This window comes from Bradyrhizobium sp. 2TAF24, from assembly GCF_052115025.1.
Classification (GTDB): domain Bacteria; phylum Pseudomonadota; class Alphaproteobacteria; order Rhizobiales; family Xanthobacteraceae; genus Bradyrhizobium_A.
In genome coordinates this window covers 219512-239255 of sequence record NZ_JBFRFW010000003.1, presented here as the reverse complement: position 1 = coordinate 239255, position 19744 = coordinate 219512, and the positions used below count along the sequence as shown (strand labels likewise).

The window sequence follows — 19744 nt, the reverse complement described above, 5'->3', positions numbered from 1 at the left end:
GACACTAGCATGTGAGGACGGCTGGGGAGCGAGACATCAAGAACAAAGGGGCTTCGTTCTTGGCAAGAAGAACCTTCGGCTCGATTTGAAGGCCTGCCAGCGCCCGACTGCCTGATTCCCGCATCACCCCAAAGACGTTCGGCCAGCCGAGGCGACCGGGCGAATCAAAAATCCGTGGGGAGATACGACCATGTGGGACCAGATCTATGATCCGCTTCACAGCAAAGTGTTGTCGACCATCGCCGCCGCGATTCCGGTGGTCACGCTGCTCATCCTGATCGCGACCAACAAGGTCAAGGCGCATATCGCCGCGATCATCGCGCTGATCGTCGCCAACCTGGTGGCGATCCTGATCTTCACCATGCCGGCGGGCCTCTCGATTCGCGCCTCCATCCTCGGTGCGGTCACGGGCTTCTTCCCGATCGGCTGGATCGTGCTCAACGTCATTTTCATGTACCAGCTGACGCTGGCCACCGGCCGCTTCGAAGCGCTCAAGCGCGCGGTCGGCGGCGTCACGCCGGACCGGCGGCTGCAACTGCTGCTGATCTCGTTTTCGTTCGGTGCGTTCTTCGAGGGCGCGTCGGGTTTCGGCACGCCGGTGGCGATCACCGGCGCGATCCTGATCGGTCTCGGCTTCTCGCCGCTTGCGGCCTCCGGCCTGTCGCTGATCGCCAACACCGCGCCGGTCGCCTATGGCGCGCTGGGAACGCCGATCCAGGGCCTCGCATCGGTCACCGGCCTCGATCCCTATCTGCTCGGCGCCATGGTCGGCCGGCAACTGCCGGTGTTCTCGCTGATCGTGCCGTTCTGGGTGGTGTGGGCGTTCGCCGGCTGGAAGGGCATGAAGGAGGTGTGGCCGGCCATTCTGGTCACGGGCGTGTCGTTCGCGGTCCCGCAATTCCTGATCTCGAATTACGTCAATCCGTGGATCGTCGACATCGGCGCTTCGCTGATTTCGATGGCCTGTCTGATCGGCTTCCTCAAGATCTGGCAGCCGAAGGAGCTATGGCTGTCGCCGGCGCTGCGCGGCCGTGACGAGTCCGCCGGCACCGCGCCGCCGTCGAAAGCCCTCGACACCGCGCCGCTGACACAAGGCGAATTGTGGTCGGCCCTGACCCCCTGGATCATCCTGTGCGTCATCCTGCTGATCTGGGGCACGGGCTGGTTCAAGAATGCAGTGAATCCGATTTTCAGCTACAACTACGACATTCCGGGCCTCGACAAAGCGATCGCCAAGGTCGCGCCTGTCGTTCCCAAGCCGACACCTGAGCGAGCGCAGTTCCTGTTCCAGTACTTGTCGTTTACGGGAACGGGCATGCTGATCGCGGCGATCATCTCCGGCTTCGTCATGGGCCTGTCGCCGGGCAGGATGGTCGGCATCTATGGCCGCACCATCAAGCTGTGCGCCTACTCGCTGATCACGATCTCGGCGATGCTGGCGATCGGCACGCTGACGCGGCTGTCCGGCCTCGACGCCACGCTCGGCCTTGCGTTCGCGGCCACCGGCGTGCTGTATCCCTTCTTCGGCACGCTGCTCGGCTGGCTCGGCGTCGCGCTGACCGGGTCGGACACCTCGTCGAACATCCTGTTCGGCAACCTGCAGAAGATCACCTCGGAGCAGCTAGGGCTGCCGCCCGTGCTGATGGGGGCGGCGAACTCGTCCGGCGGGGTGATGGGCAAGATGATCGACGCGCAGTCGATCGTGGTGGCCTCCACCGCGACCAACTGGTTCGGACATGAAGGCACGATCCTGCGCTTCGTGTTCGGGCATTCGATCGTTTTGGCCTGCCTGGTCGGTGTGCTCGTGATGTTGCAGGCCTATGTGCATCCGTTCACCGCGATGGTGCTGCATTAAAGCGGTTTCGAGCGAAGCGTGCCCTCGGACTTGATCCGGGGACGGGTACCGGTTCGCGCGAAGAAAACGCGTCGAAGGATACCAGGTTCGCTCATGGGATTGCCGGTCCCCGCGGCCCGTGCCGCGGGGATTTCATTTGTGTCGTGCGGTGGCGGAGCGGGGATCGCCAGGCCCGTCGTCGTCGAAACGACGCAGTTCGCTGCTTCAAGATTCCGCGTGCCATGGTGCGCGTCCATATGAGAGTTGTTGGTGATGATCCCTTCGCAATCGATCCTGTTTTCGCTTGTTCCGGCAGCGCTGGCCGCGGCGTTGTCCGCGACGCCGGCACGCGCCCAGGCCGAGTTTCCGTTCGGGCTGGAAATGACGCTGGACAGCCGGCCGTTGCCCGGCTCCAAGCGCATTCCCTCGCTCGAGATCAGCGAGCGCGGCGAGGTCCGGCTCGAGCTGTGGTGCAAGGGCGGTCGCGGCCAGTTCTCGGTGGCGGGGGACAGCGTGATCTTCATGGCGCAGGCGATCGAGGATCGCGGTTGCCCGGCCGACAAGGCGCAGCTCGACGATGCGCTGGTGGCCTCGCTCGGCGAGGCGACCAGCTGGAAGCGTCAGGGCGACGTGATCTCGTTCGTCGGACCGCGGCCGCTGCGCTTTCGTCTCAACACCAATTAGAGCGTGCGTTCGCTGTTGAGGGAATCGTGAACGCGTTTTGCGGTCATTCGCTGCGCTCGGGATGCGGGGGATCGCCGAGGATCGCCTCGGCGCACGCTGCGGCGGTCGCGATCACGTCGGTGTAGCCGCCGAAGCCGGCATAGGCCGACGACAGGTAGAGCCCCGCGAGCGGTGTGCGCGGCGAACGCGGCGTGCGATGCGGCATCGGCGCGAAGCCATAGACCGCGCCGTCCGGTGCGCCGAGATACTGCCGCATCGACAGCGCGGTGTTGAACGAGCTTGCCACCACCGCGCCGGCGAGGCCGGCATAGACGCCGTCGAGGTGCTGCACGATCGCGGCCTGCCAGCGCGCCCGCCGCGCGCGGTAAGCTTCCACGTCGTGCTGCGGCCAGTTCGACGGCCGGTCCGGGCCGATCAGCGACAGCACGTAGGGCGGTGCCGGCACGCCCGAGGCGATCGCCGCATAGTCGGCGATTGCCAGCGGTGGCATCCGTCCGTCCGGCTCGTCGGCGAACAGCGAAGCCGCCGCGGGGTAGTCACCAAGGCGCCGCATCCAGCGTGGCCACAATTGCGTGGCGTAGCCGCTCACTCCGAATGTGCGCGGCGGGCGTGACAGCCCGAGCGTCAGCATGAACAGCGAGATCGACGGTGCTTCGTCCGCATAGTGCATGCGCAGCGCGTCAGCCTGCGATGCGGGCAGCAGCGCGGCAGTGGCGGCAGGCGCGGCGTTGCTCACCACGCGTGCCGTCACGACGGTCTGCCCGGCGCTGCCGTCCTTGGCGGTGTGGGTGACGCAGTAGCCGCCGTCCGGCCCGGGAGTGACGGCGCTGACGCTTCGCCGCAGCAGCACCTCGCCGCCGGCGCTGCGGATCGCGCGCGCTAGCGCGCTCGACAGCCGCTGCGAGCCGCCGTGAACGAAGGCGGTGCCGCTGGTCAGGAGGCGGCCTTGTGCGCGGGCGAAGAACGCCCAGGACAGCGTCGCCGGATTGTCGTGGTAGTCGATGAGATTGGCCGCGAGCGCGATCTTCAGCGCATCGTCGTTGCCGAAGGCGCGGTCGAGCCGTTGCTGCAGGCTGAGCGATGCATTCGCGGCGGGCAGCGGCGCTGTCGCTGCGGCCGCCATCTCGCGCAGGATGTCCGTGATGCCGTCGCGGGCATGCGGGAAGCGCTGGATCAGCGCCGCACGGGCATCCGTGAGATTGCCGGGCAGGGTGAACGGCGTGTCGAGCGGGCCGCCGCGCAGCTCGTAGAGAGCGCCGCCCGGCACCCAGGTCACGGCATCGCGGACCCCGGCGCGGACCAGCACGTCATGCTTGGGATCACTTGTGTCGTTCGGGTTGCTGGTCTTGTGCAGCGAGCCTTCGACGAACAGGTCGCCGACCTTGTAGCTCGACGCCGCGCCACCGACCGAATTGCTGCGCTCGATCACCACCACCTTGCAGCCGGCACGGGCGAGCAGCGCTGCGGCGGTCAGGCCGCCGAGGCCGGCACCGATCACCACCACGTCACGGTGTGGCATCGGACGGGCCTCGGAGCGGGCGTGCGCCTGTCACTTCCAGGAGTTGTTTTCGGAATCCCAGCGCTGGGCCTTGAGTTCGCGCGCCACGACGGTGAGCGTGTCGCCCTCGTCGACCGGCATCGATTCCTCGCCGCTGGAATCGGCCGCGTCGGCGAGCTTCAGCTTGTTGCCGGAGCTTTCGTCGATGGTGCTGATGCTGGGATAGCCGAGCCACAGCAGCAGCTTGTCGCTGCCGCCGGGCTTGTCGGGAGCGACCATCGCGCTGAAGGTGATGGTCTGCACGAGGCCAAGCCCCGGCAGCGCGGCATGAGGGCGCTTGAAGGTCAGCTTGAGCTCGCCATTGCTGTCGTTCCAGCTGGTCGGCAGTGCAGTCGCCGACAGCGCCTTGGCTATTACCGATGACAGCGTCGTGGCCAGCCGCTCGCGGTCGAGCCGGCCGCCATCACGCCAGTCGGTGGCCGCGAAACGCACGGTCCGCTCCATGTCGAGCTTGCCCGAGGTCCAGCCGGCGGCGGTGACCCCCGGGGCCGATTTCATGCTGGCGACAAACTCGGCGGCGCGCTCCGGATTGATGTTGAGATGCACCACCTGCTCGCCCTTGCGCAGCTCGGTGCATGACGGCAGCAGGCTGCTCAGCGACACCTCGACGTTCTGTCCGCGCAGGCCGTTGACGAAGTCGAGGACGCCTTCGGGCTTGAGGCGCACCGCCACAGCTTCGGGCGAGACACTGGTGAAGTCCGCCGGCGCCGGGGTGATCTGGTCGTCGGCGTCCTGCCCCTCCCTGAATTCCTTCTCGCTGATGTCGCCATTGTCGGCGGAGTTGACGTTGGAGACGCTGCTGCCGATGGTGACCTTGCCCTCGAAGCTGACGCCGTTCGCCGACGCCTTGCGGGTCAGGTTGACCGTCACCGGCTGCTTGCCGTCGCCGCTCTGCGTGGTTCCCGTCAGCTTGGCGCCGTCCACCGTGAGGGTCGCCACGAAGCGGTCCTTGCGGTCGGCGTTGCCGATCGCGGGAAAGCAGACGTCGAGCACCGCGCTCGTGACTTTGCCGCTGCTGCGGATCTCCTTCAGGATGGTGTCGGCCTGGTCGTCCATGATGCCGCCGATCGAGGTGAAATAGCGCACCTCGTTGCCGGCGGGCGGCACCTTCGCCTCTTTTTTCGCCTGGGCTAGCGCCGGGGCCGTGCTGACGGCAGTGGCGAGAACGAGGAACAGGGGAAAACCGGTCGCGCGCATATCGGGCCTCGAGGAAGATTCAGCGGAACGTGGTGCCGGACATTCTCAAAACCGCACGCAATAGGCGAGGAATTTCTTTTCGCACGCTGCTGCCGCCGATCGGAAGGTCCTGTGTCACCGACGCAGTGATCGTCATGAACGTGAAAAAAACAAGGCCGCCCGAAGGCGGCCTTGCAATCGTTCGAAGCGGGGCGAAAAGCGCCGGGCTCAGAAGCCCATGCCGCCCATGCCGCCCATTCCTCCGCCGGCCGGCATCGCCGGTGCCGCATCCTTCGGCAGCTCGGCGACCATGGCCTCGGTGGTCACCAGCAGGCCGGCGACCGAAGCGGCGTCCTGCAGCGCAGTGCGCACGACCTTGGCCGGGTCGATGATGCCCTTGGCGACGAGATCGACATATTCCTCGTTCTGAGCGTCGAAACCGAAGGTCTCGGTCTTGTTCTCGAGGATCTTGCCGACAACGATCGAGCCTTCGACACCGGCGTTCTCGGCGATCTGGCGGATCGGAGCTTCCAGCGCCTTCAACACGATGTTGATGCCGGCCTGGACGTCGGAGTTGTCGTTGGAGATCCGGCCGACAGCCTTCTTGGCGCGCAGCAGCGCGGTGCCGCCGCCCGGAACGATGCCTTCCTGCACGGCCGCGCGGGTCGCGTTGAGGGCGTCCTCGACGCGGTCCTTCTTCTCCTTGACCTCGATCTCGGTCGCGCCGCCGACGCGGATCACCGCGACGCCGCCCGCGAGCTTGGCCAGGCGCTCCTGCAGCTTCTCACGGTCGTAGTCCGAGGTGGTTTCCTCGATCTGGACCTTGATCTGGTTGACGCGGGCCTCGATCGCCGGCTTCTTGCCGGCGCCGTTGACGATGGTGGTGTTCTCCTTGTCGATCACCACCTTCTTGGCACGGCCCAGCATCTGCAGGTTGACGTTCTCGAGCTTCATGCCGAGGTCGTCGGAGATCAGCTGGCCGCCGGTCAGCACCGCGATGTCTTCCAGCATCGCCTTGCGGCGATCACCGAAGCCCGGCGCCTTGACGGCGGCGACTTTGAGGCCGCCGCGCAGACGGTTGACGACCAGCGTCGCCAGCGCCTCGCCCTCGACGTCCTCGGCGATGATCAGCAGCGGACGGCCCGACTGCACCACGGCCTCGAGCACCGGCAGCATGGCCTGCAGGCCCGACAGCTTCTTCTCGTGCAGCAGGACGTAGACGTCCTCGAGCTCGGCGGTCATCTTCTCCGGGTTGGTCACGAAGTACGGCGAGAGATAGCCGCGGTCGAACTTCATGCCCTCGACGATGTCGACCTCGGTGTCCAGGGACTTCGCTTCCTCGACGGTGATGACACCCTCGTTGCCGACCTTCTGCATCGCCTGGGCGATCATCTTGCCGATGGTGGCGTCGCCGTTGGCCGAGATGGTGCCGACCTGGGCAACCTCGGACGAGGCGGCGACCGGCTTGGCGCGCTTCTCGATGTCCTTGACCACGGCGGCGACCGCGATGTCGATGCCGCGCTTGAGGTCCATCGGGTTCATGCCGGCGGCAACCGCCTTGGCGCCCTCGCGCACGATGGCCTGGGCCAGCACGGTCGCGGTGGTGGTGCCGTCACCGGCGGTGTCGTTGGTCTTCGAGGCGACCTCGCGCACCATCTGCGCGCCCATGTTCTCGAACTTGTCCTCGAGCTCGATCTCCTTGGCGACGGTGACGCCGTCCTTGGTGATGCGCGGAGCGCCGAAGCTCTTGTCGATCACGACGTTGCGGCCCTTCGGGCCGAGCGTCACCTTGACCGCGTTGGCGAGGGTGTCGACGCCGCGCAGCATCCGCTCGCGCGCATCGCCGGAGAATTTGACGTCCTTGGCTGCCATGTAACCTTACTCCTGGTGTGGTTCCCGACCCTGTGCCGGACTTCGACGTCCGAGGCGCACCGGGCGGGCCAATGGGTGATTGACGGGAAGACGGTCCGCGCCCGTCGCGGCGGTGTCAGGCCGCGCGCGCCGGGCGAGGGGATCAGGTGCTCAGCCGAGCACGCCCATGATGTCGGACTCCTTCATGATCAGGAGATCCTCGCCATCGATCTTCACCTCGGTGCCCGACCACTTGCCGAACAGCACCTTGTCGCCGGCCTTGAGGTCGATCGGGATCAGCTTGCCGGTCTCGTCGCGGCCGCCCGGGCCCACGGCGACGATTTCGCCCTGCGAGGGCTTTTCCTTGGCGGTGTCGGGGATGATGATGCCGCCCTTGGTCTTCTCGTCGGCGTCGATGCGCTTGACGACCACACGGTCATGCAGCGGGCGGAATTTCGTTTTGGCCATGGGGAGTTCCTCTGGTCTGCGAGATGAACGAGGTGAGCGCCGGCGGATGGGCAGGCTGGCCCGCCAGATTTCGGGGCGCGGATGCGCCCGAACACATCCTTTAGCAATCAACCCTCGGGAGTGCTAAAAGTGCGTTCGGGAAATATGGCTTGGCGCCGATCCTGTCAAGCAAAGGGCCTTTCCGGCGGGCCGATTCGGCCTGCGGCAGCGCAAAAACCGGCGCGAAAGGGATTTAAGGCCTTGGTGATGTCATTATAAGATGATCTGGACACCATGTCGCGGCGGCGGTGGCGGGACGTCTGCCGGTCCGATGGCTTCATTGTGCTTGCCGTCGGAGCAGGCGTAACTGGGTTTTCTTCGTTCAGGGGATCAGATGGACATCTCACGTGTTGCGCGCCGCGCCGCGCATCTTGCAGCCGCATCGGCATTGCTCGCCTCGCTCGGTGCCTGCAACAGCTTTCAGGGTTTTGGCGGGTTCGGCGGGCCGCAGGCGCCGCCGATGCCTGAGGTGCCGGCCGTCGAGCCGGAGATTCCCGGCAGCATCCGCCCGGACGAGCTCGTCGGCCGCTGGGGCTTCGGCGCCTATCACAAGCCGGACGATCGGCTGCGGACCGAGGCCAATGCGCGCGGCCAGTGCAAGCAGCCCTACGTCATCAATCCCGGCACGTCGGGCGGCGTCATCATGCATCTCGCCGACGAGGCCACCCCGCAGGAGCTGCGCATCAAGGGTAGCCGTAGCGGCAAGAACTATATCGGCCCGCCCGGACCGGCCGGCGGCGAGAAGGACCGCGAGATCGTCTCGTTCGACGGCCGTGTGCTGATCACCCGCTTCCTCGACAAGGATGCCGACGGTCGCTACGGCACCATGATCTACGTCCGTTGCGCGCCGCGCGCGTAACGCCGCGATAGCTGGTCGACAGAAACGACGCCCCCGGGATCGGCTCCCGGGGGCGTTGACGTTTGGCGGATGGCCGCCTCGCGATGGAGGAATCCGGGCCGAAAAAAAGGGCGGCCGATGGCCGCCCCGAATTCGTGTGCAGCGGATCGGCGGGGATCAGCCGAACATGGCGTCGATGTCGTCCTGCGAGGCGTGGCCTTCGTCGTCCATCCCCTTCGGACCGTTGAGCAGGCGGGCATCACCGACGCGGTCGTCGATGATCGCCGGTGCGTGGGCCTTGATGGCGTCGACGCCGCCCCAGATCTCCATCATGACGTTGATGTGATGCTCGATGAACTTCATCGTGTTCATCACCTTGCTGATGCGCTGACCAGTGAGGTCCTGGAAGTTGCAGGCCTCGAAGATGGCGACGACGCGATCCTGGATCTCCTCGCTGAGCTGGACCTGCTGATCCGGCGAGGTGATCTTGGACATCGCGCTGGCGGCCTGGTCGATCGCTTCGGCCGCCTCGAGAATCTGCTGGGTGGCTTCCTCGGTGCCGCCGACCACCGCGCCGAGCTCGCCGGTCACCCTCGACATCTCGTCGCCGTTGAAGCTCTTGCCGTGCAGCACGGCGATTTCCTGCTTGGTGCGGTTGATCGCTTCGTGGATCAGGTCGAGCTCGATCTTGAGCTTCTCGCACTGCTCGATCTGCGCGCGGTAGGTCTGCAGCAGGGCCTGCGCTTCGGCGACGTCCGACGTCCCGGGGGCTGGCGTGTCGCTGTTGTGATGCGGCGCGGCCATCTGCGAGCGGATCGCCCGCAATTCGCTCATGATCTCATTGTGCATCGGGCTGATCTCTCCGGCCTGAACGGGCTCGGGCTCCGGCATGCTGCCGTACTGCACTTCCTCGATGCGAAAACGTTTACGAACAGCCATGACACTCCCCAGGCCCTTTGATGCAGCTGTTGTAATGCAGGGTGTTTTAACGTCAGGTTCACAGCGGAGCGGGCGTGGGGCGGTCCGCTGCGCCGCTGCACACCAGCGGTTAACCATGGTGCCGCCGCGTTCATCGAAAATAAACGCTGTCGGAAGATCGGGCGGCGATCGCGCGGCGTGGTGAATCCTGCGGCCACCGGCGTTTACCAAACCGATGCGATTTGCACCTCTAATCGTCCGCGTGACGGATCGGCGATGACGCGCCGGTGCCGTGCGCGCTGTCCCGACGAAACGTGCAGAGTACGTCGATGTTCAAAACCGTGTCCGTTGTCTTCGCCGGCGCCTGCGCGCTCGGCGCCGCTGCGTCTCCCGCGTGCGCCCAGAGCGCCGCGGAGCCGTATGTCGTCTACAACCGTTCGGCGCCGCCGGTGCGCGTCGCCTCCAATGACATGGGCGGTGGCTTCATTCAGTTCCTGTTCGGCGGTGGTGGCGCGGGGCCCGCGCCCGGGTACCCCGCGGGGACCTATGAGCCGGCGCCACGCTACGAGCTGACGCCGCGCGGTCGGCGGATGGCGCCGATGCCCGAGGAGGAGATGGAGCAGCAGGGTTATCTGCCGCGCCAGCAGGCGGTGGTGCCCGCCCAGCAGGGCTTCGATCCGAAGTACGAAAAGCAGATGGTGTCGTATGACGGCCGGGAGCGAGCCGGCACCATCGTGATCGATACGCCGAACAAATTCCTTTATCTGGTGCAAGCCGACGGCCGTGCACTGCGCTATGGCATTGGCGTCGGCAAGCCCGGCTTCACCTGGTCCGGCACCAAGACGATTTCGGCGAAGCGCGAGTGGCCGGACTGGACACCGCCCGCGGAGATGCTCAAGCGCCGTCCCGACCTGCCGCGCCATATGGCTGGTGGTCCCGAAAATCCGCTCGGCGCGCGCGCGATGTATCTGGGGTCGTCGCTCTATCGCATCCATGGCTCGAACGAGCCGTGGACCATCGGCACCAACGTGTCGTCGGGCTGCATCCGCATGCGCAACGAGGACGTCATCGACCTCTACAATCGCGTCAATGTCGGCGCCCGGGTGATCGTGATCTGACGCGCTGGATTGGGAGCGAAGCGTTCGGCTCCGGCGAAGGAACACAACGGCCGCTCGTGAGGGCGGCCGTTGTCGTGTGAGCCGTCAAAGGCAACGCGTCAGCTGCGCGCGGTCAGGCGTAGTCGCTGCCGCCGCCGTCGTCGGAATCGAAACCGTCGTCGTCGCTGTCGTCATTCGACGCGTAGTTGTCGCTGCCGCCGAAGCCGCGGTCGTCGGAGCCGCGTTCGCTCGGAGCCTGGTCGAACAGGCCCTGCCGCGCATCTCCACCACTGCGGCCGATGTCGTCGACGCCGGCATCGCGTGCCAGGCTGCCGCCCGACTGGTCGCCGCCACCCCACGGATTGAGGCTGGAGCCGCCGCCGAACGGCCCGGCGTCGGCGAACGACTGGTGAGTGCCGCCGCCCATCAGGCCGCGCATGCTGTTCATCAGCAGCGAGCCGCCGATCACGCCGGCCGCGGCCGCCGCCGCGGTGCCGAGGAACGAGCTGCCACCGCCGCCGGCAGGGGCCGCGCCATAGCCGGGCGCGGCGCCATAGCCCGCAGGCGGCGCATACCCGGCCGCGGCCCGCGGGTCGGCATAGCCGCCGGTCGGCGCATTGTTCAGGACCTGGCCGCTATTCCAGACCGGGCGCGGCGCCGGATCGGCCGGGCGCACATTGGGAACCGAGCCGCGTGAGCCGCCCTGGCCGAACACCGCATCGCGCATCGAATCCAGGAAGCTGCCGGAGGCCGGCGCCGGCTGCGCTGCACGGCTCTCCAGTTCCTCGATATGGGCACTGGCGCGCTTGAGCGCCTCGTCCTGCACCAGCACGGTCTGCACCAGCGCGTAGGCGGCGTTCGGCGCGCGGCGCAGGCCCTCGATGATGGCCTTCTCCGCCTCGGGATCGCGCGGGGTGTTCTCCAGACCGGCGAGCCGGTTGAACAGGTCGTCGATCAGTTGGCGTTCTTGCGGGGTCATAGGTGTCCTCCTCCGGCGTCGATGCGTCGGCGTCCGGAATCTAGGTGCCGTTTGTGACGCAAAAAGAAGTTCCGCAGATTAATTTTTGGTATGCGACAAAGTGGCGGAAGCGGCGGGCGCCTGCAGCGTTATAACATTCGCCTGCAGCAGCTGCGGGAACGCGTCGCTGGCGAGAAACGCGTATTCGCGCTCGCGCTGATCGGTCAGCGGATCGAGGCTGACCAGCACCTCGTCGACATGGCCGGGATGGCACATCACAAGGCCGCCGTCGGGCAGACCCTGCAGGAAGGATGGCATCACGGTGCCGAAGTCCACCGGGTGCGAGAAATCATAGGCACCGGCAAATCCAGGATTGCAGCCGAGCCCGGTGCGGGCGCAGAGGCTGCGAAACCGTGCACTCAGGGTGTCGAGCAGCAGCGCCTTGGGATTGGCGAGGCGCTCGGCGAGCGGCAGCGCCCGTCCGCACTGGCGTACCCAGGCGCGGGGTGCCGCGGCCTTCACTGCCCTGACAAAGGCGTCGCGCACCTGCGGGAAGATCTGGACATGCTGATGACCGTCGACATAATCCGGCGGGCGGCCGAACAGCTCGGCGAACGCGGCGAGCTGCGCCGTGATCTCGCCCGCGACGATGTCGGGATCGAGCCGGCGCAACAGGCTCGCGCGCAGCATTGCGCCGAGCGGCAGGAATGCGCCGCCCCGCAGCGGGCTGAAATGCAGGGTCAGCGGATTGAACGGCGCGGTGAGCGTGGTGTGCAGGCCGATGGCGCAGGCGCCGTCGGCCGTCACCTGCCTGAGTGCCTCGACCTCGTCGCGGCCGATCGCGGGGCCGACCACCATCACCGAGGTGGCATTGAGGCGGCGCTGCGCGATCAGTTCACGGATGGCGCGGTTGACGCCGGGACTGAGGCCATAGTCGTCGGCGCACAGCCAGATGCGGCGCTCGGCGGGCGCGCTCATCCGGCGGCGGTTCCGACCGGGGTGTCGGCGGCGGCCTTGTCGGGCTCGGCCGGCTTCACCGTGTGCTCGGCGATGAAGTAGACGGGACGCGCCTTCAGCTCGGACAGGATCTTGCCGATATACTCGCCGACGATGCCGATCATCAGCAGTTGCACGCCGCCAAGGGTCATCAGGCCGACCACCAGCGACGGATAGCCGGGCACCGACTTGCCGCTGACCACGGTCTCCCACAGGATCGACAGCCCGAACAGGAACGCTGCGGTCGCCAGCAGCAGGCCGAGCAGGCTCGCCACCCGCAGCGGCGCCACCGAGAACGAGGTCAGGCCTTCGATCGACAGGCCGATCAGCCGCGCGGCGTTGAACGAGGTGCGGCCATGGGCGCGCGCCTCGGGCTCGTAGTCGACGCGGATCTGGCGGAAGCCGATCCAGCTCGCGAGGCCCTTGAAGAAGCGGTTGCGCTCGGGCAGCTGGCGCAGGGCCTGCGTCGCCCGCGGCGACAGCAGGCGGAAGTCGCCGGCATCCTCGGGAATCTTCTGCCGCGCGCCCCAGTTGATCAGCAGGTAGAAGCCCTGCACCGACAGCCGCCGCAGGAATGATTCGTTGTCGCGGTGCGCTTTGGCCGTATACACGACGTCGTAGCCGTCCTCGATCCAGTGCGTGACGAGCTTGTGCACGAGGTCCGGCGAGTGCTGGCCGTCGCCGTCCATGAACAGCGTCGCGCCGCGCCGCGCGTAGTCGAGGCCGGCCATCAGCGCAGCCTCCTTGCCGAAATTGCGCGACAACGACACCACCTGGACATCGAGCGCGGTGGCGGGCAGGGCGCGGGCGATCTTCAGCGTGTCGTCGGCGCTGCCGTCGTCGACATAGACCACCTCGATCGCAAGGCCGTGGCGCTGCTTCAGCGAGCGCGCGAGCTCAATCAGCCGCTGGTGCAGCCGTTCGAGGCCGGCGGCCTCGTTATAGACCGGCACCACGATCGACAGCCCTTGGGCCGCCGCCGTGCGGGCGTCGCCGGACAGGTTGGAAACGTCAGCGCCGAGCATCATCGATCATCTTCCGGGACGCCGCGGAGGTGCGGACGTCGCTCGCCATGATGGTAGTGACTGCCGGACGGTCTGCAAGTGGCGATCACGTCGCACGAGGGGCGATCACGTCGCAAGGAATGCGTCCAGCTTGGTGTACAGCGGGTTGTCGCGGTCGAGCACGTATTCGAGCGAAGCCACCGACACCGTGTCGGCGCCGTGCACGCGCAGGAAGGTGGCAAGTGCATAGATCTGCGCCGGCGGGCAGTGCAGCGTCAGCATGCCCGACGAGGTCGGCCCGCCGAACGGCGCCACCACGCCGAACCGAGTGCGGGCTTCGTCCAGCAGCGCTGCGTCGCAGCCCTTGAAGCGGGTGCGCACTTCCTTGAAGACGTTGGCACGGGCGCGCGAGGCGATGTGATCGAGAATGATCCGCGCGGTTTCGCGCGCCTGCGGCGACCAGTCGGCGTCGCGCGAGGCGACGAGGTTGGCCTGGCTGCGCAGCATCACGCCATCGTCGAGCACCTTGAGGCCGTTGGCGGCGAGCGTCGCGCCGGTGGTGGTGATGTCGACGATCAGCTCAGCGGTGCCGACGGCGGGCGCACCTTCGGTCGCGCCGGCGCTCTCGACGATGCGGTAGTCGACGACGCCATGGCCGGCGAAGAAGTTGCGCGTCAGGTTGATGTACTTGGTCGCCACCCGCATGCGGCGATTGTGGCGGGCGCGAAATGCCGTGCTGACGTCGTCGAGGTCCGCCATCGTGCGGACGTCGATCCAGGCCTGCGGCACTGCGACCACGACATTGGCGTAGCCGAAGCCGAGCGGCTCGATCAGCGCGACACGGCGGTCGGCATCGACGATGTTCTCGCGGATCAGGTCCTCGCCGGTGATGCCGAGGTGCACCGCGCCGCGGGCGAGATTGGCGGCGATCTCGCTCGCCGACAGGTAGGCGATCTCGACATTGTCGAGGCCGTTGATGGTGCCGCGATAGTCGCGCGCGCCGCCGGACTTGGCGAGCGTCAGGCCGGCGCGGGCGAAGAACGCGTCGGCGTTTTCCTGCAGCCGGCCCTTGGACGGCACGGCGAGAACGAAAGGCTCGGTCATCGCGGGCTCCCTGCGGGGGCGGCGGCGAACCGGGTCAGCGCCTCCATCCAGATCGAAAAGCCGACCGCCGGGATCGGCGTCGATGCGCCGAGGCGGCTCATCAGGTTGTCGTAGCGGCCGCCGGCGACCAGCGGCTCGACGCCGTTGCCCCTGCGGTGCAGCTCGAACTCGAAGCCGGTGTAGTAATCGACGCCGCGGCCGAACGAGGTGGCGAAGCGGGTGCGCGACAGCTCAATGCCGCGCGCGGCCATGAAGCCGATGCGGCTCTCGAACTGGTCGATCGCCGCGTTGAGGTCGAGCTTGGCGTCGGCGGCGAGGGTGCGCAGCTCGGCCAGCGCTTCGTCGGGCTCGCCGGTGATGGTGAGGAAGCGCTCGATCAGGACGCGGATGTCCTTGGGCAGCGTGCCGGAGGTCAGCGTCGACTGCTCGAGGAAGCGGTCGGCGATCTCGGCGACCGAGCGGCCGCCGACCTGGGTGGCGCCGGCGATCGACATCAGGTCGGTGACCAGCGCATGGGCCGCCTTGCGGTCGGAGCCGGCGAGCGCGGCGAGCACGCCTTCATAGTCCTTGCGGGCGGTGTCGGTGGACAGCGTCAGGCGCTCGAGATCCTGCGCCAGCGAGGTCTTGCGGTTGAAGTCCTTCACCAGGCGGCGTTTCCACGACGGCGCCAGCGCCAGCGCGTCGATCAGCGCCGCAAACAGCGCGACGTCGCCGGTGCGGACATCGATTTCGCTGACACCGAACGCCGCCAGGGCCTCGAGGCCGAGCGCCAGCATTTCCGCGTCGGCGGCGGCACGGTCGGTGCGGCCGAACGATTCGACGCCGGCCTGAAGGAACTCGTTCGGGCGCTGGCCGCGATAGCGGAACACCGGGCCGAGGTAGCAGAAGCCGGCCGGCTTTCCGGCAATCGGTGAGGCCAGATAGTCGCGGGCCACGGGGATGGTCAGGTCGGGCCGCAGGCACAGTTCCTCGCCGCCGGCATCGGTGGTGAGGTAGAGGCTCTTGCGGATGTCCTCGCCGGACAGGTCGAGGAACGGCTCAGCTGGCTGCAGGATCGCCGGTTCCGCCTTGGCGTAGCCGGCCTGCGCGAACGACGCCAGCAGCGTCTCCGCCGGGGCGGCGGGGCTGGCCGCGCGAGGGGCGGTCTGGCTCATGCGGTTGGTTCTCCGTCGGACGTCGGGTCCGATCTCGTCGGAACGTGTGGTCCGGCGAAGGGCCGGGCCGCGGGAAATCGATTACGGGGCCGCCCTTTAACATGCCCTCCGCACGGTTTCGACCTCGATTCGCCGAAGTCGCTTAACGGGAAATGGCGATGCAACTATAGCGTGTTTTCTTTGGTGAAATCACCCAGAACTGCCTGGACGAGGCCGAGGGCGGCGACCGCTGCGGTGTCTGCCCGCAGGATGCGGGGGCCGAGCGACAGGGTGACGACGCGGGGCTGGCGCCGCAGCGCCGCGCGCTCCTCCTCGGCAAAGCCACCCTCCGGGCCGATCAGCACGTCGATGCCCCCGGTGGGCGGCCGGTGCGTCGCCAGCGCCGCCAGCGGATCAGCCACCTCGGCGTCCTCGTCGCAGAACACCAGCAGGCGCGCCGGATCGCGGCCGTCGAGGTAGCGGGGCAGCGGCAGCGGCTCATCGACGCCGGCAAGGCTGAGAATGCCGCACTGTTCGGCCGCCTCGACCACATTGGCGCGCAGCCGCTCGGTGTTGACGCGGCTGGTCTGGGTGAAGCGGGTGACCACCGGCGTCAGCCGCGCGGCGCCCATTTCCACGGCCTTCTGCGCCATGTAGTCGAGCCGGGCGTGCTTGAGCGGCGCGAACACGTAATGAATGTCGGGCAGGTGGTCCTGTGGCCGGGTCTGGGTGTCGACGATGAGATGCTCGGGGCGCTTGCGCCCGGCGATCGTGGTGCGCCACTCGCCGTCCCGGCCGTTGAACGCCAGCACGCCGTCGCCGGCCGACAGGCGCAGGACGTTGCCGAGATAGTTGCTCTGGTCCTTGTCGAGCACGACCATTGCGCCGGGCGCCAGGGTGGCGTCGGTGAACAGGCGGGGGCTGCGGAAATCGGTCTTTGGCATCTCAGTGAATCCAGCGAGGTTCCGTGTTCTAGCCGAAGAACGCCGGCTTGCCAGCCGCCGGGGCGCCCTGCGCCGTGCTGTCGCCCCATTCGACGGGTTGTTAAGGGGCTTGGGGAATCGTAGAAGGCCAGCAAACCAATCCCGCCGGCCCGGCCCGATCGTTCGCGTAGCCGCGGTGGCCAGAGGATGCCGAGCGTCGGGGGACCAGGACTCTTGCCGGAGGATCATTCGTGACCGTCCAACATCCGTATAAGCCGCGCGCGATCACATGGATTGCGCCGCTCGCCCTGGCGGGCCTTCTGGTGTCGGCCGCCGAGGTATGCGCCCAGGGCGCATTTCCGGCGCCGCTGCCGGGGCAGCAGAGCCAGGCTTCGCCCTTTCCGCCGGTCAACGGCGCTTCACAGAGCTCGCAGCCATCGCCGTTTCCGCCGGCCGGTGCCGCCCCGGTGATGGGCGGGGCCGGCGCTTTCGGTGGTGCGCCGCCGCCCCAGGCCGGCGGTCCGCCGCCCGGCGGCGAGGAGTGCATGAAGCAGTTCCTGCCCCTGCGTCAGGACGCCGAGAAGAAGGCGGGCCTGATCAAGGCCGCCAGCGAGCACAAGGCGCCGCCGGCCGAAGCCTGCGCGCTGATCAAGAATTTCTCCGGCGCCGAGGTCAAGATGATCAAATTCATCGAGACCAACGCCAAGCGCTGCGGCATTCCGGCCGAAATCGGCCAGCAGATGAAGAACGGCCACGCCAATACCGAGAAGATGAAGGCCACGGTGTGCAATGTCGCGGCCCAGCAGGCCGCCGGTCCGGCCGGACCGAGCCTCTCCGACGTGCTCGGCACCAGCTCCGCCATTCCCGAGGCACGGGAGGCCACCAAGCGCGGCGGCGCCACCTTCGAAACCCTGAACGGCAACGCGCTGACGCGATAGGCGTGTCGGATGCGCCTGCCCCGATCTGAAGTCCCTCTCGTCCCAGGGACTTTGGATCGAAGGGCGGCGCTCGAAACGTATCTGCTCGTGTCCTTTGCTTTTCGAAGCGCGTGAAAGAGATGGCCGCGATGTACAGCGAACTTCGAAAAGCGGACACGAGCGCTCGCGTCGCCGACTCGACCCACAACTGGGTCGACACCCGCGCGCCGCTGTGGTCGCGGCCTTACCTGCGCCTGTCGCGGTTCGATCGCCCGATCGGCTCGTGGCTGCTGCTGATGCCGTGCTGGTGGTCGGCGGCGCTGGCCTGCGGCGTTGCCGGCAATCTGCGCCTGCTGCCGTCGACGGTGGTGCTGTTCTTCATCGGCGCCTTCGTGATGCGCGGCGCCGGCTGCACCTGGAACGACATCACCGACCGCAACCTCGACGGCAAGGTCGAGCGCACGCGCTCGCGGCCGATTCCATCGGGCCAGGTCACGGTGACCCAGGCCGCGCTGTTCATGGTGCTGCAGGCTCTGATCGGACTGGTGGTGCTGCTGCAGTTCAACCGCTTTGCCATCGCCACCGGCATCGCTTCGCTGCTGGTGGTCGCGATCTATCCGTTCATGAAGCGCATCACCTACTGGCCGCAGGTGGTGCTCGGTCTCGCCTTCTCGTGGGGCGCCTTGATGGGCTTCGCGGTGATCCTGGCGCGGCTCGACGTCGCGGCGTTCGTGCTCTACGCCGGCTCGATTTCCTGGGTGATCGGCTACGATACCATCTACGCCCACCAGGATCGCGAGGACGATGCGCTGATCGGCATCAAGTCGACGGCGCGGCTGTTCGGCGAGCACACCGGGCCCGCGCTCGTCTTCTTCTACAGCCTCGCGGTGGTGCTGATCGGCACCGCGTTCTGGCTCGCGGGCGCCGGTGCTCTGGCCTTCCTCGGCCTTGCGGTGTTCGCCGTGCACCTTGCCTGGCAGATCCGCCGTCTCGACATCGGCGATCCGGCGTTGTGCCTCAAGCTGTTCAAGTCGAACCGCGATGCGGGCCTGCTGCTGTTCGCGGGTCTCGTTGCCGATGCGGTGATGCGCGCGGCCGCCTGATCGGTATTCAGCGCGTAGCCCGGATGAGCGCAGCGATATCCGGGATGTTCATCGTGTGATATTTCCCCGGGTGTCGCTTCGCTCACCCGGGCTACGTCCGACAGATCAGGCTGAACTCAGGCCACGCCCGCCCGCAGCACGTCGTGGACGTGGACGATGCCGACCGGCTTCTTGCCTTCGGCGACGATCAGCACGGTGACCGCGGGCTTCGACGAGTTCAGCATTTCCAGCATTTCGCTGGCGAGCGTGTCCGGCGAGATCGTCTTGGGCTGACGCGTCATCACCTCGTCGACCGTCGCAGTCATCAAGTCGGCGCGCATATGGCGGCGCAGGTCGCCGTCGGTGATGATGCCGGCGAGCTCGCCCTTGCCATCGACGATGCCGACGCAGCCGAAGCCTTTCGATGTCATCTCCACCAGCGCGTCCGACATCTTGGTGCCGAGCGGCTTCAGCGGGATCGCGGCGCCGGTGTGCATCAGGTCGCGGACGAATTTCAGCATCGCGCCGAGCTTGCCGCCCGGGTGCAGCACGCCGAAATCGACCGCGGTGAAGCCGCGGCTCTCCAGCAGCGCCACTGCCAGCGCGTCGCCGAGCGCGAGCTGCATCAGCGACGAGGTGGTGGGCGCGAGGTTGTGCGGGCAGGCCTCGCGTGCCTTCGGCAGCGTCAGGCAGATGTCGGCTTCCTTGCCCAGCGTCGATTCGGCCTCGGCGGTGAGCGCGATCAGGCCGATGCGGAAGCGGCGGGAGTAGTTGATCAGGTTCTTCAGCTCGACGGTCTCGCCGGACCACGACAGCGCGATGATGACGTCGTCGGCGGTGATCATGCCGAGGTCGCCATGGCTCGCCTCCGCCGCATGGACGAAGAACGCCGGCGTGCCGGTGGAGGCGAAGGTCGCGGCGATCTTGCGGCCGATGTGGCCGGATTTGCCGAGGCCGGAGACGATCACCCGGCCGCGTGCGTTGCGAATCAGCTCCACGGCCGCCGCGAACGGCGCGCCGAGGCCGTTCTGCAGGGCGGCGGCGAGGGCGGTGATGCCGCTCGCCTCGGCATCCAGCGTGCGCAGGGCGGATGCGATGGCGGGGGGATGCTCGGTCACAAGCTCGGCGGCTCGTGGTTTTCGTTGGGTCATGAAAGGCCTGACA

Annotated in this window: 18 protein-coding genes; 6 read left to right on the top strand and 12 right to left on the bottom strand. The window is 67.4% G+C overall.

Features of this window, described 5'->3' with window-relative positions; translation table 11 throughout:
- The first annotated feature begins 190 nt into the window (after positions 1 to 190).
- Together AB4Z37_RS06995 and AB4Z37_RS06990 are read left to right on the top strand one after the other, a co-directional pair.
- Positions 191 to 1855: an L-lactate permease gene (locus AB4Z37_RS06995; RefSeq protein ID WP_441515976.1), complete on the top strand. Its 1665-nt coding sequence runs from the start codon at positions 191 to 193 to the stop codon at positions 1853 to 1855.
- A gap of 252 nt (positions 1856 to 2107) precedes the next feature.
- Entirely contained in the window at positions 2108 to 2518 is a 411-nt protein-coding gene (locus AB4Z37_RS06990) for an META domain-containing protein (protein ID WP_441515975.1), read from the top strand.
- A gap of 43 nt (positions 2519 to 2561) precedes the next feature.
- Here the strand turns inward: AB4Z37_RS06990 and AB4Z37_RS06985 are convergent, their stop codons facing one another.
- The 4 genes from AB4Z37_RS06985 to AB4Z37_RS06970 form a co-directional block, all read right to left on the bottom strand.
- On the bottom strand, positions 2562 to 4037 hold the full coding sequence (locus AB4Z37_RS06985) for a phytoene desaturase family protein (RefSeq protein WP_441515974.1): 1476 nt from the start codon (positions 4035 to 4037) through the stop codon (positions 2562 to 2564).
- 30 nt (positions 4038 to 4067) lie between these two features.
- Complete coding sequence (locus AB4Z37_RS06980) at positions 4068 to 5273, bottom strand: hypothetical protein (protein ID WP_441515973.1); 1206 nt, start codon at positions 5271 to 5273, stop codon at positions 4068 to 4070.
- Between the two features lie 207 nt (positions 5274 to 5480).
- Positions 5481 to 7124, bottom strand: coding sequence for a chaperonin GroEL (gene groL, locus AB4Z37_RS06975; protein WP_441515972.1), 1644 nt, complete (start codon positions 7122 to 7124; stop codon positions 5481 to 5483).
- 150 nt (positions 7125 to 7274) lie between these two features.
- On the bottom strand, positions 7275 to 7571 hold the full coding sequence (locus AB4Z37_RS06970) for a co-chaperone GroES (protein ID WP_441515971.1): 297 nt from the start codon (positions 7569 to 7571) through the stop codon (positions 7275 to 7277).
- Between the two features lie 373 nt (positions 7572 to 7944).
- Between AB4Z37_RS06970 and AB4Z37_RS06965 the strand changes: the two genes are divergently transcribed.
- The gene (locus tag AB4Z37_RS06965; RefSeq protein WP_441515970.1) at positions 7945 to 8469 is read left to right on the top strand and encodes a hypothetical protein; all 525 of its coding nucleotides are present in this window, start codon (positions 7945 to 7947) and stop codon (positions 8467 to 8469) included.
- Between the two features lie 156 nt (positions 8470 to 8625).
- Here AB4Z37_RS06965 and AB4Z37_RS06960 read toward each other — a convergent pair whose 3' ends face one another.
- Positions 8626 to 9387, bottom strand: a complete 762-nt coding sequence (locus AB4Z37_RS06960; protein ID WP_441515969.1) for a protein phosphatase CheZ — start codon at positions 9385 to 9387, stop codon at positions 8626 to 8628.
- A gap of 308 nt (positions 9388 to 9695) precedes the next feature.
- Here AB4Z37_RS06960 and AB4Z37_RS06955 point away from each other — a divergent pair, with 308 nt between their 5' ends.
- Entirely contained in the window at positions 9696 to 10484 is a 789-nt protein-coding gene (locus AB4Z37_RS06955; RefSeq protein WP_441515968.1) for a L,D-transpeptidase, read from the top strand.
- Positions 10485 to 10596: 112 nt separating this feature from the next.
- Here the strand turns inward: AB4Z37_RS06955 and AB4Z37_RS06950 are convergent, their stop codons facing one another.
- From AB4Z37_RS06950 to AB4Z37_RS06925, 6 genes are all read right to left on the bottom strand, one after another.
- Positions 10597 to 11442, bottom strand: a complete 846-nt coding sequence (locus AB4Z37_RS06950) for a DUF2076 domain-containing protein (RefSeq protein ID WP_441515967.1) — start codon at positions 11440 to 11442, stop codon at positions 10597 to 10599.
- Between the two features lie 78 nt (positions 11443 to 11520).
- Positions 11521 to 12399, bottom strand: coding sequence for a ChbG/HpnK family deacetylase (locus AB4Z37_RS06945; RefSeq protein ID WP_441515966.1), 879 nt, complete (start codon positions 12397 to 12399; stop codon positions 11521 to 11523).
- Positions 12396 to 13445 (bottom strand): glycosyltransferase family 2 protein, encoded by a 1050-nt coding sequence (locus tag AB4Z37_RS06940; protein WP_441515965.1) that lies wholly within the window; start codon positions 13443 to 13445, stop codon positions 12396 to 12398. Before AB4Z37_RS06940 ends, AB4Z37_RS06945 begins: the two co-directional genes overlap by 4 nt.
- Before the next feature lie 102 nt (positions 13446 to 13547).
- Positions 13548 to 14525, bottom strand: coding sequence for an ATP phosphoribosyltransferase (gene hisG, locus AB4Z37_RS06935; protein ID WP_441515964.1), 978 nt, complete (start codon positions 14523 to 14525; stop codon positions 13548 to 13550).
- The gene (locus AB4Z37_RS06930) at positions 14522 to 15679 is read right to left on the bottom strand and encodes an ATP phosphoribosyltransferase regulatory subunit (protein WP_441515963.1); all 1158 of its coding nucleotides are present in this window, start codon (positions 15677 to 15679) and stop codon (positions 14522 to 14524) included. Before AB4Z37_RS06930 ends, hisG begins: the two co-directional genes overlap by 4 nt.
- A 164-nt stretch (positions 15680 to 15843) precedes the next feature.
- A complete protein-coding gene (locus tag AB4Z37_RS06925) occupies positions 15844 to 16602 on the bottom strand; it encodes a 16S rRNA (uracil(1498)-N(3))-methyltransferase (RefSeq protein WP_441515962.1) in 759 nt (252 codons plus the stop codon).
- Between the two features lie 263 nt (positions 16603 to 16865).
- On the opposite strand from AB4Z37_RS06925, the gene AB4Z37_RS06920 reads away from it, so the two are divergent.
- The gene (locus tag AB4Z37_RS06920; RefSeq protein ID WP_441516144.1) at positions 16866 to 17519 is read left to right on the top strand and encodes a hypothetical protein; all 654 of its coding nucleotides are present in this window, start codon (positions 16866 to 16868) and stop codon (positions 17517 to 17519) included.
- A gap of 128 nt (positions 17520 to 17647) precedes the next feature.
- Entirely contained in the window at positions 17648 to 18601 is a 954-nt protein-coding gene (gene ubiA / locus AB4Z37_RS06915) for a 4-hydroxybenzoate octaprenyltransferase (RefSeq protein ID WP_441515961.1), read from the top strand.
- 116 nt (positions 18602 to 18717) lie between these two features.
- On the opposite strand, the gene AB4Z37_RS06910 is transcribed toward ubiA, so the two are convergent.
- Positions 18718 to 19731, bottom strand: coding sequence for a KpsF/GutQ family sugar-phosphate isomerase (locus AB4Z37_RS06910; RefSeq protein WP_441515960.1), 1014 nt, complete (start codon positions 19729 to 19731; stop codon positions 18718 to 18720).
- Positions 19732 to 19744: the final 13 nt, after the last annotated feature.

Bases quoted from the DNA above. Each gene is read 5' to 3' on its own strand.
- AB4Z37_RS06955 (WP_441515968.1), top strand. From the start codon at position 9,696: ATGTTCAAAACCGTGTCCGTTGTCTTCGCCGGCGCCTGCGCGCTCGGC.
- AB4Z37_RS06970 (WP_441515971.1), bottom strand. From the start codon at position 7,571: ATGGCCAAAACGAAATTCCGCCCGCTGCATGACCGTGTGGTCGTCAAG.
- AB4Z37_RS06940 (WP_441515965.1), bottom strand. From the start codon at position 13,445: ATGATGCTCGGCGCTGACGTTTCCAACCTGTCCGGCGACGCCCGCACG.
- hisG (WP_441515964.1), bottom strand. From the start codon at position 14,525: ATGACCGAGCCTTTCGTTCTCGCCGTGCCGTCCAAGGGCCGGCTGCAG.
- AB4Z37_RS06945 (WP_441515966.1), bottom strand. From the start codon at position 12,399: ATGAGCGCGCCCGCCGAGCGCCGCATCTGGCTGTGCGCCGACGACTAT.
- ubiA (WP_441515961.1), top strand. From the start codon at position 17,648: ATGTACAGCGAACTTCGAAAAGCGGACACGAGCGCTCGCGTCGCCGAC.
- AB4Z37_RS06990 (WP_441515975.1), top strand. From the start codon at position 2,108: ATGATCCCTTCGCAATCGATCCTGTTTTCGCTTGTTCCGGCAGCGCTG.
- AB4Z37_RS06965 (WP_441515970.1), top strand. From the start codon at position 7,945: ATGGACATCTCACGTGTTGCGCGCCGCGCCGCGCATCTTGCAGCCGCA.
- AB4Z37_RS06930 (WP_441515963.1), bottom strand. From the start codon at position 15,679: ATGAGCCAGACCGCCCCTCGCGCGGCCAGCCCCGCCGCCCCGGCGGAG.
- AB4Z37_RS06910 (WP_441515960.1), bottom strand. From the start codon at position 19,731: ATGACCCAACGAAAACCACGAGCCGCCGAGCTTGTGACCGAGCATCCC.
- AB4Z37_RS06960 (WP_441515969.1), bottom strand. From the start codon at position 9,387: ATGGCTGTTCGTAAACGTTTTCGCATCGAGGAAGTGCAGTACGGCAGC.
- AB4Z37_RS06985 (WP_441515974.1), bottom strand. From the start codon at position 4,037: ATGCCACACCGTGACGTGGTGGTGATCGGTGCCGGCCTCGGCGGCCTG.
- AB4Z37_RS06950 (WP_441515967.1), bottom strand. From the start codon at position 11,442: ATGACCCCGCAAGAACGCCAACTGATCGACGACCTGTTCAACCGGCTC.
- AB4Z37_RS06980 (WP_441515973.1), bottom strand. From the start codon at position 5,273: ATGCGCGCGACCGGTTTTCCCCTGTTCCTCGTTCTCGCCACTGCCGTC.
- AB4Z37_RS06995 (WP_441515976.1), top strand. From the start codon at position 191: ATGTGGGACCAGATCTATGATCCGCTTCACAGCAAAGTGTTGTCGACC.
- groL (WP_441515972.1), bottom strand. From the start codon at position 7,124: ATGGCAGCCAAGGACGTCAAATTCTCCGGCGATGCGCGCGAGCGGATG.
- AB4Z37_RS06925 (WP_441515962.1), bottom strand. From the start codon at position 16,602: ATGCCAAAGACCGATTTCCGCAGCCCCCGCCTGTTCACCGACGCCACC.